14 protein-coding genes and 1 other annotated feature are annotated in these 13,226 nt (G+C 37.3%); of the genes, 1 reads left to right on the plus strand and 13 read right to left on the minus strand.

The window, feature by feature from the left end; all coding sequences use genetic code 11:
* Position 1: 1 nt before the first annotated feature.
* The 6 genes from NSU17_RS03300 to NSU17_RS03325 all read right to left on the minus strand — a co-directional run bounded on the left by NSU17_RS03300 (position 2) and on the right by NSU17_RS03325 (position 6,118).
* On the minus strand, positions 2-871 hold the full coding sequence (locus NSU17_RS03300) for an aspartate carbamoyltransferase catalytic subunit (protein ID WP_096550605.1): 870 nt from the start codon (positions 869-871) through the stop codon (positions 2-4).
* Positions 872-1,005: 134 nt separating this feature from the next.
* Positions 1,006-2,337 carry a solute carrier family 23 protein gene (locus tag NSU17_RS03305; RefSeq protein ID WP_016837485.1) on the minus strand — a complete coding sequence of 444 codons (1,332 nt, stop codon included), beginning with the start codon at positions 2,335-2,337 and terminating at the stop codon, positions 1,006-1,008.
* 21 nt (positions 2,338-2,358) lie between these two features.
* Positions 2,359-2,904, minus strand: a complete 546-nt coding sequence (pyrR, locus tag NSU17_RS03310) for a bifunctional pyr operon transcriptional regulator/uracil phosphoribosyltransferase PyrR (RefSeq protein WP_016837486.1) — start codon at positions 2,902-2,904, stop codon at positions 2,359-2,361.
* A 300-nt stretch (positions 2,905-3,204) separates the two neighbouring features.
* Complete coding sequence (locus NSU17_RS03315; protein WP_096550604.1) at positions 3,205-4,119, minus strand: RluA family pseudouridine synthase; 915 nt, start codon at positions 4,117-4,119, stop codon at positions 3,205-3,207.
* Positions 4,116-4,595 (minus strand): signal peptidase II, encoded by a 480-nt coding sequence (lspA, locus tag NSU17_RS03320; RefSeq protein ID WP_096550603.1) that lies wholly within the window; start codon positions 4,593-4,595, stop codon positions 4,116-4,118. The genes NSU17_RS03315 and lspA overlap by 4 nt, the downstream gene beginning before the upstream one ends.
* A 179-nt stretch (positions 4,596-4,774) precedes the next feature.
* Positions 4,775-6,118 (minus strand): ISLre2 family transposase, encoded by a 1,344-nt coding sequence (locus NSU17_RS03325; protein WP_340704274.1) that lies wholly within the window; start codon positions 6,116-6,118, stop codon positions 4,775-4,777.
* A 164-nt stretch (positions 6,119-6,282) separates the two neighbouring features.
* Between NSU17_RS03325 and NSU17_RS03330 the strand changes: the two genes are divergently transcribed.
* Positions 6,283-6,612, plus strand: a complete 330-nt coding sequence (locus tag NSU17_RS03330) for a hypothetical protein (protein WP_340704275.1) — start codon at positions 6,283-6,285, stop codon at positions 6,610-6,612.
* Positions 6,613-6,703: 91 nt separating this feature from the next.
* Here the strand turns inward: NSU17_RS03330 and ileS are convergent, their stop codons facing one another.
* From ileS to NSU17_RS03365, 7 genes are all read right to left on the minus strand, one after another.
* Positions 6,704-9,466, minus strand: coding sequence for an isoleucine--tRNA ligase (gene ileS, locus NSU17_RS03335; protein WP_340433075.1), 2,763 nt, complete (start codon positions 9,464-9,466; stop codon positions 6,704-6,706).
* Between the two features lie 100 nt (positions 9,467-9,566).
* Positions 9,567-9,797 (minus strand) — a binding site (T-box leader).
* 71 nt (positions 9,798-9,868) lie between these two features.
* Positions 9,869-10,423 carry a DivIVA domain-containing protein gene (locus tag NSU17_RS03340; protein WP_016837491.1) on the minus strand — a complete coding sequence of 185 codons (555 nt, stop codon included), beginning with the start codon at positions 10,421-10,423 and terminating at the stop codon, positions 9,869-9,871.
* 89 nt (positions 10,424-10,512) lie between these two features.
* Entirely contained in the window at positions 10,513-11,298 is a 786-nt protein-coding gene (locus NSU17_RS03345) for a YlmH family RNA-binding protein (RefSeq protein WP_016837492.1), read from the minus strand.
* Between the two features lie 84 nt (positions 11,299-11,382).
* On the minus strand, positions 11,383-11,646 hold the full coding sequence (locus NSU17_RS03350) for a YggT family protein (protein WP_016837493.1): 264 nt from the start codon (positions 11,644-11,646) through the stop codon (positions 11,383-11,385).
* Positions 11,647-11,669: 23 nt separating this feature from the next.
* On the minus strand, positions 11,670-12,128 hold the full coding sequence (locus tag NSU17_RS03355) for a cell division protein SepF (RefSeq protein WP_016837494.1): 459 nt from the start codon (positions 12,126-12,128) through the stop codon (positions 11,670-11,672).
* A 12-nt stretch (positions 12,129-12,140) separates the two neighbouring features.
* Positions 12,141-12,812 carry a YggS family pyridoxal phosphate-dependent enzyme gene (locus NSU17_RS03360; RefSeq protein WP_340433069.1) on the minus strand — a complete coding sequence of 224 codons (672 nt, stop codon included), beginning with the start codon at positions 12,810-12,812 and terminating at the stop codon, positions 12,141-12,143.
* 75 nt (positions 12,813-12,887) lie between these two features.
* Complete coding sequence (locus NSU17_RS03365; RefSeq protein WP_016837496.1) at positions 12,888-13,124, minus strand: hypothetical protein; 237 nt, start codon at positions 13,122-13,124, stop codon at positions 12,888-12,890.
* Between the last annotated feature and the right edge of the window lie 102 nt (positions 13,125-13,226).

Raw genomic sequence — 13,226 nt, forward strand, 5'->3', positions numbered from 1 at the left:
GTTATCTCTCCTTCAAAATTGTTTCAAGAATTGCCATTCGAACAAATACACCGTTTTGTACTTGTTGAAAAATTCTTGAACGTCCACATTCCACTAGTTCTGAAGCAATTTCCACATCCCGATTGACTGGCGCCGGGTGCATGATGATTGCATGTTCCTTCATTTGCTTTTCTCGTTCGGGTGTCAACCCAAATTGTTGATGATAATTTTCCTTAGAAAAATATACATCATGTCGTTCATGTTGAATTCGAAGCAACATAATCACATCACTTTCTTCTAACAGACCGTTCCATGCGTGCTGTGCCTCAAAATTACCGGCCCATTCAGGAGGACAAAGGAAATTTACATTTACTCCTAATCGTCGCAATGCGATGGCATCAGATTTTGCAACTCTGCTATGAGAGATATCCCCTGCAATCGTTACTGTTAAACCTTCGAAGCGTCCAAATTCTTTATAAATCGTATATAAATCCAATAAACTTTGGGATGGATGCTGTCCTGTTCCATCACCGGCGTTAATAATGCCGACATTAATTCCTTCAAGCAATTCTTTGTAGTATTCATCTTCCTTTGCCCGAATGACAACCGCATCAAGTCCAATCATTTCCAACGTTTTTACAGTATCGTACAAAGTTTCCCCTTTTAGCATACTTGAAAATCCTGCTTCAAAGGGGATGACTGTACATCCTACTTTTCGTTCTGCCATTTCGAAACTTGTTTTTGTTCGAGTGCTTGGTTCAAAAAATAAATTCGCTACATAATAGGAACGTGGTAGCTTCGTTTCCGCTCCCTGTTCAAATTCTCTTGCTCTTTCTAAAATAGCCAACACTTCATCGTTTGATAAATGTTCCATTGAAAGTAAATTTTTCATTGTCAGTTTCCTCCTAATTTTATTTACACTCATTGCCATATACATGGCTTAGGAGGGATGACAAGTATGCACTTGCCATTCGTCTCCTTTTTTGCCTCACTGGACAAATCATTAAAGGATTATTGAATATCTTCTTATTTAAATTCTTCTATATTCTTTTCTCTACCCGGAAGGATTAAGTTTAAGATAACGCCAACAATAGCAGCAAGTGCCATACCTTCAATCGCAAATGCTTCAGTAAATCTGATTGCTGCGCCACCAATTCCCACCACTAAAATGACAGATGCTATAACCATGTTGCGGTTTTGACCAAAATCAACTTTGTTTTCTACAACCATTCGAAGACCACTTGATGCGATAATCCCGAATAATAGGATGGAGATTCCTCCTAAAACGGCTGTTGGAATTGTTTGTACTAACGCCATAGCTTTACCGAAGAATGAAAGTAATATTGCAATCACTGCAGCACCCATGATGACATACACTGAATACACTTTCGTAATGCCTAATACACCAATGTTTTCTCCATAAGTCGTTTTCGGTGGACCACCAATTAGCGCACTTACAAATGTACCTAAACCATCACCAAGGATGGAGCGGTGCAATCCTGGATCTTTAATATAGTTTCGTTCAACGATTTTTCCTAATACAAGTTGGTGACCGATATGTTCTGAAATCGTTACGATCACAATTGGAACCATGGCTAATAAAATTGTTGATGTTACGTTAAACTCATAATGAATTCCAGGAATTAAAAAGTCTGGGACTGCAAACCATGATGCTTCTTTTACTTTTGTAAAATCTACGATACCGATGATTGCGGAATATATATACCCGACTACTAATCCTAAAAGAATTGGCATCGCGCTTAAAATATTTTTAAAGAACACGTTGAAAAATATCGCTGCAAATAAAGTCACTAATGCTGCTGAAAAATGCCAGCCACTATATTGTTTTACTAATTCTGTTTGACCTGTATCAGAATTTACTTGTTCCACTGAAATATTCATTGCCATATCTACCGCTACTCCAGCAAGTCCAAGTCCAATTACCATGATAACTGGTCCTACTACAACAGCTGGCAATATTTTCATAATCCATTTATAGCCGGTTTTATATATTAGTAATGAAACAATTCCATATACTAAACCAACTGCCATCGCACCAATCATTGCATTTCCAGGATTCACTGCTGCACCCTCTGGATCTAAACCGCCAGATACTAATAACATCGGTGCAATAAATGCGAAGGATGAACCTAAATAAGCTGGTACTTTAAATTGTGTTACAATCAAAAAGATTATTGTTGCAATACCGCTTGTTAAAAGTGCAATCGCTGGACTTAACCCAACTAATTGGGGCACTAAAATCGTCGATCCGAACATGGCAAACATATGTTGAAAACTTAATGTAATGAGTTGTCCACTAGAAGGTTTTTCATTAATATCAATAACTTGATTTGACATAATTTTACCTCTCTATCTTCATTAGTTTGATTTGTGTAAAGTAACTTGATCTTTTCCGTCTACTTCTGTTACATGAACAACAATTTTTTCAGAACTGGAAGTCGGAATGTTTTTCCCAACATAATCTGCCCGAATTGGCAATTCCCTATGTCCTCTGTCAATTAATACAGCAAGCTGTATTTGAGCAGGACGCCCTAAATCCATCACTGCATCAAGTGCTGCGCGTACAGTTCTACCTGTATAGAGCACGTCATCAACAAGAACTATTTTTTGATCATTCACAACGTAATCAATATCCACTTGTTGTACAGTTGGCTCGTCCTCATCAAATTTCGTAGATAAATCATCGCGGTATAATGTAATATCTAATTCACCTGTGCGAACTTTTGTACCTTCAATTTTTTCGATTCTCTCAGCCAATCTCCTTGCAAGATAAGTACCGCGAGTCCTAATGCCAACTAAAATAACTTTGTCAATTCCCTTATTTCGTTCAATAATTTCGTGAGCAATTCTCGTTAACGCTCGGTTCATCGCCTGTGCGTCTAACAATTCTGTGACTTGAGCCATTCATAAATTCCTCCTTATTTCATAATCCAATCACTTTGCACAAAAAAACCTCTTAAGCCGCCAGCTTAAGAGGTTGAAGTTACAGTAAAATAGTATGTTGGTATAGTAATTGAATATAGGAACCCCTGTTAAAATTGGGTACACTTCACCCAAATTAGATATAATAGGGCCTTACCCATTCCATCCAACATATCTCATTACCTTTTCAGCCTCTCTGGACTGCCATTAAAGGTACTCATATTTTATTGTCGATTGATGTTATTCTACTTCTGTAAAGTATAGAACTAATTATCTTCCAAGTCAACACTCTTTTCTTAATTGTTCAAGTAAATTTACAAAATCATGAGGTAAAGGTGCTTCAAATTCCATAAATTCATTTGTTCTAGGATGCACGAAACCTAAAACACCTGCATGTAAAACTTGTCCTCCAAAATCAATCGTTTTCTTTGGACCATATTTCGGATCTCCCACTAATGGATAACCGATATATTTCATATGAACGCGAATTTGATGAGTGCGACCTGTTTCTAATTGACATTCCACTAATGTATATTTTCCTCCAAAACGTTCCAACACTTGGAAATGAGTAATTGCTTCTTTTCCATTGTTGACAACAGCCTGTTTTTGGCGGTCTTTCGGATCCCGACCAATGGGAGCATCAATTGTACCTTTATTATGTGGAATATGTCCATGAACTAATGCAGTATATTTTCGTTTTACTGTTTTATTCACTAACTGTTCAACAAGCGAATGATGGGCTTGGTCATTTTTAGCAACCATTAACAGACCAGAAGTATCTTTATCGATGCGATGAACAATCCCTGGACGAAGAACCCCGTTAATTCCAGATAAATCTTTACAATGATACATTAAGCCATTCACTAATGTACCTGTCATATGTCCTGGGGCAGGATGAACTACCATCCCCCTTGGTTTATTCACAACAAGTACATCAGAATCTTCATACACAATATCCAACTCTAAATTTTCAGGGATTACTTCAAGTATTTCAGGTTCGGGAACATCTACTTCAATAGAATCCCCTTCTTTTACTTTATATTTAGCCTTTACTTCCTTGCCGTTTACTTTTATTAGCCCTTCTTCAATCCAATTTGATATTTGTGTTCTAGACCAGTCCTCTTGAATAGTTGATAAAGCTTTATCAATTCGTTCTCCTGCATGTTCTGCTTCAATTGTTATGGATACAACTGTCATTGTTTCACCTTTCTCTGTTCTTTTTGATCTTCCTTTAATATCACAATTATCAGCATGACTACGGATATCGTCAATGCCGCATCAGCTACATTAAAAATAGGAAAATCATAGCGGATAATTGGAATGAAAACATCAATAAAATCAACCACTTCACCTCGAAAAACTCGATCAATAAAGTTGCCGAATGCTCCACCTAATAAAATCATTAAACTGACGCCAAGGAAAGGCTTATTTTTTCCTTCTTTATGAAAATAATAAATCACACCGACAATTACAATAATCGTGACAATATAAAAAATCCACATTTGTCCTTGAAGCATTCCCCAAGCTGCTCCACGATTTCGATGACTTAAAATACCAATCCAAGGATCCCATATGCCAATCCGATCACCTATTTGCATCCTCGTCACGATAAACCATTTTGTAATTTGATCAATCAATATGATGAATAGTGCTAAAACGTAGTATTTAAACACATTCTTTCCCCCGTTTGCCTATATATCTTCATTATTCTAACATATTCCTTCAATTAATACAGAGAAACTATTCCTTTTGATTGAGTCAAGTATTTGTGGGCAACTTTTTTAATTGCTATTTTTTGAAAGCGAATTCACTTTTTCAGGGTACTCTCTTGGTAAAAAATTCTTCTTTTTTTTTAAAAACCAGTCAGTGCTTTTAGGGCTTTGTATATGGGAGTATTGGCTTTACCTTTCAAGTATAGGAGATTGTCTCTTGTGGCTTCTCCAACTGTGCTTGTCACCTTTTCAACATAATGTTTCGGAGGATTCTTTTCTCCCTTGGTTTCTGTCCATCTTTCGACTTTCCCAAATAATGTTTTCAATGCCAGATTGTCTAGGAAAGCCACCAATCCAGTAATCATGGCACTTACGCCTTTTTCTACCCAGCTACGTCCATTTTTGAGTCTTTTTGCGAAGACACTCATTGTTCCCTCGGCACTTCCCATTGGACGCATTCCTTTGGTGTCAATACCTTGTTCTCGGAGCCACTTCCGGTAATCCCCGAGGGCTTCAGGATATTTTTCTAGTTGACGAATCAATTGTTCAAGACGTTCTTCCTGATCCTCTGTCTCTAGTGTTCCAACAGCACTGTTTAATTCCGTAAGTAGTTTCTGACTGTCATAGGAAGCTAGTGCCTTTTGCATTTGGCGATAGCGAGGATGCTTACGGAATAAGCTGCGAATATCCCTTGCCACGTGGAAACGGTCAATTGAAAAGAATGCCCTGCCTTTAAAATGGTCTCGACAGGCTGTAATCCATCCGGCACCATCCCCGTTTATTACTAGCTTATGGACAGTTGGGTCATACTCGAAGTTTTCAATGAGAAAATCCTCAAACGCCTCCCAAAATGGCTGATTCCCACGGTGAATAAAATGGCGTTTGTCTTTCAAACTTACTCGTTTTCCGTTGATTTCCCAGCCCTGATGAACCGCTGCAATTTTTTCTTCCTTGCCCCGTTTTCCTTTTCCTTGACGTTTCACATATAGGCCGTCTACTTCCACGAATAGGACAGGATAGTTTACAGGCTGTCGCTCTTTTGGGATACTTTCAATCTGTAACAGGTGTTGACGTATAGCTTCGTGACTAATCACTCGGTATCCTAAAAGTGTTTCAAGCGTGCGTTCTGCCTTTCGATAGGATGGCCCCGTAATGGCAAGCTCTAGAGCCGCTTCTTCTATCAGCGGACTAAAGGAGCCTGTCCCTTCGAATTCCAAAAAGCGATCAAGCAGATAGACATATTCACCTTTCTCCCTGTCTCGGTAGTAGTTCCGTTTCACCTTTATTTCGCCAAAAAGACTGATAATAGTGGTAGTACGCTTATCGAGTAGACGATAACGCTTTTTATTTCGTTCTTCAGCAATCTGCTTGTCCATGTCCTCTAATAGTGTTTTCATGACCTCTGAGAAGGTTTCCTGTAATTGCCTCCAAACTAATTGCTCAATCTGTTTTAAATTTGGATATACTGTGTTATTCTTTTGCATGAGGGTTACCTCCTTTGGTGGTGTGGTTTTTGTCGACTATAATTCTACCAAGGAGTAACCCTCCTTTTCATGTTTCTTGCTTAAATCCTACCGCGCTTTCGCTTGGTGGCCCCTTCATTTGGTGAACGATCTTTCGATCCTTCACCAAATGAAGGGGGTTAATTTTGCCTACAAACATTTTACTCATACATTCCTTTTATTTCAATTCCGATGTAAAATTACAAAACACTTGTGCGGATACACTCCTCGCTCGTGTAGATAATCCTCCTACTTGTGCGAATACACTCCCCGCTCGTGTAGATAATCCTCCTACTTGTGCGGATATACTCCCCGCTCGTGTAGATAATTCTCCTACTTGTGCGGATACACTCCTCGCTCGTGTAGATAATTCTCCTACTTGTGCGGATACACTCCTCGCTCGTGTAGATAACTCCATTGTTCATGTGAAAAACCATTTTGTAACAATCTTACAAATTCATATATCGCTCCATTAAATTTCCCTACTAACCATTTTATTAAAAAAGATGTATTTGCAAACAAAAACCGCCCTTGAATTACAAAAGTAATTCAAAAGCGGTCTATTCATTATTCGTAATGATTGATTACAATTTCTGCACAGCGAGCACACAATGTTGAATGTTTTTCGTTTTGTCCAACAGTTTCAGCATAAGACCAGCAACGTTCGCATTTTTCACCATTCGCTTTCTCAACAGCGATGGATGTTTTATCTAGCTCTACAGCATTGTTTGGTGCATCTTTTCTATTGCCTAGAACAACAAATTGTGATACGAGTGAAATTTGTTTAAAGTCAACATGTTCATCATTTAATAATGCTAATACTTCTTCATCATCTGCATAAACAGCCACTTTTGCATCTAATGGTTTACCAATGATTTTCGCGTTACGTGCCTCTTCTAAAGCTTTTAATACTTCGTCACGAATCTCCATCACTTGATTCCATTTTTCACGAAGTTCTTTGAAGTTGCTGCGTTCATCAACTTCTGGGAAGTCTGTTAATTGAACAGAAGCTTCTTCTTCATTTAAATATGACCATAATTCATCCGTCGTATGTGGGATGATTGGTGTTAGAACCTTTAATAATGTGTGCAAGCAATCATACATCACTGATTGCATCGCACGGCGAGCTGGATTGTTTGGCGCCTCAATATATACTACGTCTTTCGCAACATCTAAATAGAATGCTGACAATTCAACAGACACAAAGTTGTTGATGGAATGATAAACTGCTGAGAAATCATATCTGTCATATGCAGCACGCACTTGTTTTAATACATCCTGCAAGCGCATGTACATATATTGATCCACTTCACGCAATTCTTCATATGGAACTCGGTCCGTTTTTGGATTGAAATCATATAGATTCCCGTGTAAATAACGAAGCGTATTTCGGATTTTACGATACACTTCAGAAATTTGTTTTAACATGTCCATCGAAATACGAACATCACCTGTATAATCTACAGAAGCAACCCATAGACGAAGAATATCTGCACCATATTGTTTCATCACTTGTTCAGGAGCGATGACGTTTCCAAGGGATTTACTCATTTTGCGTCCTTCACCATCTAGAACGAACCCATGAGATAAAAGCCCTTTATACGGAGCATGTCCATTAATTGCAACAGATGTAATTAACGATGAGTTAAACCATCCACGATATTGGTCAGAACCTTCTAAATAAAGGTCAGCAGGATATTTCATGCCTCGTTCAACAAGCACACCTTGGTGAGTGGAACCAGAATCGAACCACACGTCCATAATATCTTTTTCTTTCGTAAATTTTCCGTTTGGACTCCCTGGATGAGTAAAACCTTCAGGTAATAAATCTTTTGCTTCTTTTTCAAACCAAATATTTGAACCGTGTTCACGGAACAATTTTGCTACGTGAGCAATTGTTTCTGGCGTAATAATTTCTTCTCCATTTTCAGCGTAAAATACCGGAATGGGCACACCCCAAGCCCGTTGACGGGAAATACACCAGTCACCACGATCGCGAATCATGTTGTAAAGGCGAATTTTACCCCAGCTTGGTGTAAATGTTGTATTTTCAATCGCTTCCAACAATTGATCACGGAACGGTTCGATGGAACAGAACCATTGCGGCGTCGCACGGAAAATAACCGGTTTTTTTGTACGCCAGTCATGTGGATAGGAGTGCGTAAAGAAATTTAATTTTAATAAAGCGCCGACCTCTTTTAATTTTTCAGTCACCACTTTATTGGCATCATCATAGAACATGCCTTCAAATCCAGGTGCTTCATTAGTATAGCAGCCTCGGTCATCGATTGGGCTCAATACGTCCAAACCGTATTTTTTCCCTACGATATAGTCGTCTTCCCCGTGTCCAGGTGCAGTATGAACACATCCAGTACCTGCATCGAGTGTTACGTGTTCTCCAACCATTACTAAAGAATCGCGGTCATAGAATGGATGTTTCGCCACAATATATTCCAATTGTTGTCCTTTTACTTCTTGAACGATTTCAACTTGTTCCCATCCAATTTCTTTTGAAACGTTTTCAATCAATTCTTTTGCAACGATATATAAGTTGCCATCCACTTTCACAACGGCATACGAAAATTCCGGGTTAACAGAAATACCTAAGTTAGCTGGAATTGTCCAAGGTGTAGTTGTCCAGATGATGAATTTTGCATCTTCAGGAACAACGCCTTTTGCGTCTTTAATTTCAAAGCTCACATAAATGGATGGTGATTTCACATCTTTATATTCAATTTCCGCTTCCGCCAATGCAGACTCGGAAGACGGAGACCAGTAAACAGGTTTTAACCCTTTGTAAATGTACCCTTTCTCCGCCATGCGGCCGAACACTTCAATTTGGCGGGCTTCGAATTCAGGTTTTAATGTAATGTATGGATTTTCCCAATCACCCCGTACGCCTAAACGCTTGAATTGGGCCTTTTGATTTTCAATTTGTTCGTAAGCATATTCTTCGCAAAGTTTGCGGAATTCGGCAATTGACATTTCTTTGCGATTAACACCTTTTTTCGTTAACGCATGTTCAATTGGAAGCCCGTGCGTATCCCAACCTGGAATATATGGAACATGGTAACCTGTCATAGAACGATGACGGTTAATCATATCTTTAAGGATTTTATTTAATGCATGTCCAATATGAATATCCCCGTTTGCATATGGAGGACCATCATGTAATACGAATTCTGGACGGCCTTTCGTACGGTCATTTACCAGCTTATTAATATTCATTTGTTCCCATTTTTCTTGAATTTTTGGTTCGTTAACCGGAAGATTTCCACGCATTGGAAAATCAGTTTTAGGCATTAATAACGTATCTTTATACTCTACCATTCAACTTCCTCCTTTAATTATTTTGACCTATACGTATTTTTAAATTTGGATTTTGCAAAATAGAAAATCACTCTCAAAATAAAAAAAGTTTCTCTATCCCTATAGGGACGAGAAACGATTGCCCGTGGTACCACCCTTATTCACAACGTCAATAAAATAATTGACCGTTGCCTCATGACACTGTAACGTCGTGTAAAACGAAATCACTTACTTTCCTTTCAGTGATTTGGCTCAGGAGCGATTTTCTTTTTTGCTGCTTGTTCGAGCTTCCACCGCCCTCGAATCGCTAGTTGCCGCAAGCAAAAAATACTGTCTCCGTCAACACCTATTATCCCTGTTGATTAAATTCCTGTGTATCAGTATATGAAAATCATACCACCCAGTCAAGTATTAAGAAAATTATTACAATTTTTCTTGTTCTGATGTACTATTTTTAAGAAATTCTTCTTCATCCTCTAACTTAAATTGTTCTTGTATCTCCGTTAATCCAATATCGTATTCCATTAAGTGATCCCAATCATCGGCATTCAACAAGTCCAACTGCGCTTCTACTAACATTTTGAAACGGTTTCGGAATACTTTTGATTGCTTTTTTAATGCATCAATTTCAATTGTTATTTTCCGTGCTTTTGCTAATGCTTCATTGACAATACGATCCGCATTTTTTTCCGCTTCTTTAATGATAAGTTTTGCCTCTTGTTGAGCATTTCTGCGTACTTCCTCTGCCGCTTCTTGCGCTACGACAATCGATTTTTGCAAAGTATCTTCCATTGTATTATAGTGCTCCATTTGAGCAGTCATTTGTTTTACCTTTTCTTCAAGCTCTTTTTTCTCTCGAATAATGAGCTCATAATCTTTAATAATTTGATCTAAAAATTCATTTACTTCGTCTTCTGCATAACCTCGAAAAGCCCTCGTAAATTCTTTATTATGTATATCAAGAGGTGATAGTGGCATGGTCTCGCACTCCTTTAGTCAAAATGTAAGCTTATAATTATTATTATAACGTTCGATGAAGTTCTTTACAGTAAATTTTTAAAACAATCTTACTTTCGCTCAAATAGTCCTATTGTTAATCGAATTTTGTCTTTTTTCGTTCGCCCTTCAATACGTGTAATTTTGAAACGCCCAAAGCCTCGACAAGAAATTGTATCCCCTTCTTGCAGCTCATAGGATGTTTCTTCACAAAGAGCAAAATTAACTTTTACTTTACCTCCACGAATTAAGTTTTGGGATTTTTGCCTTGAAATATTAAAACTATTTGATAATATCGCATCTAATCTCATTGAAGATACAGTAAGCACTTTCTCTATCCATTCATCTTGCGGAAGAATTAGCTCTTCCATGTTTTCTAATTCATCAATCCGCACATTTACCCTGCCGATTTTCGTCAAATTAGTTTTCACGTATAGTGCAATCTCTTTTGTACAGGCAAATTGAATAATTTCCTTATCAATACGGATGTCTCCAAAATGTTTGCGGTCAATTCCTAAGGAAAGCAAAGCTCCTAACACATCCGGATGCCTTAATTCAACAAATTTAGAAGGGAATGTTAATTTTAATATGATAATTTCAAAATCTTTTATAGTTGGTTCAAAATAGGATGGGGCAATGTACAACCTTTTCCTTTCCGCTTCTTGAAACGCCCCTTCACTATAAACGTTAATTTCATCATGAGTTCCAATAACGGATTGTACTATATGTTGTTCTCTCGGATCTAAGAACACGGTTAATTTCGGGGCATATCGATCTTCCACTTCTTTTTTCCATTCAATGACACGTTCGATAAATGGTTGTTCATCTTTTCGAAAATGTTGCAAAATATTCTGCATGTCGTCAACTCTCTCATGAATAATTCAGAAAATAAAGAACATTATATAAAAAGGATGTGACTCTTCTTTGAGCCGCACCCATCGTTAAAATAGAATATAACTTAATACTTTATAAACTCCACGCTCAATAAATGTGAGAACAATTAAGGCGATAATTGGTGAAAAATCAATCATTCCAATCGGTGGAATAAATTTTCGGAAAAACCCTAAATAAGGTTCACAAAACTTTTCTAATATCTGACCAAAAGCAGTACCTCTAGATGCTGGAACCCAAGACATTAAGATATAAATAATCAACATTAATGAATAAATTTGAAATCCTATCGATATGATTTGTATGATTGCCATAAATTCCTAATTACCTCTCTATTTTAGATATCGTCGTAATAATAATTGGAAATTTCACCTTGCACTTCAACATTTTCTGGAGTGCATAGAAAAATATTGTCACCAATTCGCTGAATATCCCCACCTAGAGCATATACGGTGCCGCTTAAAAAATCAATGATGCGCTTTCCAGCCTCATGGTCAATTCGTTGAAGATTGACGATGATGGCACGTTTATTTTTTAAATGCTCAGAGATATCTTGTGCTTCAGCATACACCCTTGGCTCTACTATAACCACTTTGGCGTTTTTCAATGAATTTGCAGATTGAATATTAATAACATTTAACGTTTTCTCTTCACCATGGCTATTGACAATTTTTTTAGTTTTCCTAGTTACAGTCTCTTGTGGTAATGAAACTGGTTCTTTTGCTGTTGGTTGAATTTCTTGCTCTTCTTCTTCATCTAAGTAAAAGAAATTTTTTAATTTGCTAATCATGCCCATCTTTTCAACCCCCTATCCTACAAGAGCTGTTCCGATTCTTATAAAAGTTGCACCTTCTTCAATAGCAATCTCATAATCGTTGGACATCCCCATCGATAACTCTTGGCATGGTGCATACGGTAAATTCAGCTTCATAACCTCTTGTTGTAATTCTTTTAAATCACGAAAAACTTTTCGAATAATTTCTTCGTTGTCTGTATTTGGAGCCATTGTCATTAAACCGACTACTTGAATTTTGCTGAATTTTTCTAAGGATTGAATGAAAGGAATCACTTCTTCTTTGCTCAAGCCATGTTTTGATTCTTCACCTGAAACATTTGCTTGAACAAAACATTTTACTGGTTTTATTGCTCGCTTTTCAATTTCTTCCGCTAAGCTCATACGATCCAATGAATGTAAATAATCAATTTCATTAATGACTTTTTTTACTTTTTTTGATTGTAGGGTGCCAATATAATGCCAAGCAGCTTGATCTTGAATCGATTCTTTTTTCGCAAGTAATCCTTCTGGACGATTTTCGCCAAGATGAATTAATCCTGCATTTAATACTTCTTTCGTGCGTTCAACAGATACTTGTTTTGTTACTGCAATAATTTGAATATGATCATGCTGTCGGCCTGCTCTATTTTTGGCTCCTTCTATTCTTTGTTGAATAATTTCTAAGTTTTCGCGAATATTTGCCATCATAATCCCATCTTTACAACTATAGTTTCTTTCATTTTAACAATCAAATCTCTATTTTTCAATGAATACCAATAATTAAGAAACTCCTTTTACTAAAATGACATCTTTGCCGATTACTAAAATATCGTTGATGAATACTTTGCGAACAGGTTCTTCACCTTGTAGAAAGGTTAAAAACTTTTTTGGTTCTGATACAAGAAAAGCTGTAATCATTCCGGTTTGTTCACAAACTTCTGCATCGATAATGTACCCGATAAATCTGCCACTGCCCGCCTCAATTATTTCCTTTTGTTGAACTACTGAAAATTTCAATTGAATCTCCTTTCAATAAATGATTACTCCAAGAAAATACAAAACTTCGTTCAGAAAACTTCAAAATACTTTTGAATTTATTCTAGAGCAGCGATGAGAAGA

Source organism: Ureibacillus sp. FSL K6-2830, from assembly GCF_038004145.1.
Lineage (GTDB): Bacteria > Bacillota > Bacilli > Bacillales_A > Planococcaceae > Ureibacillus > Ureibacillus thermosphaericus.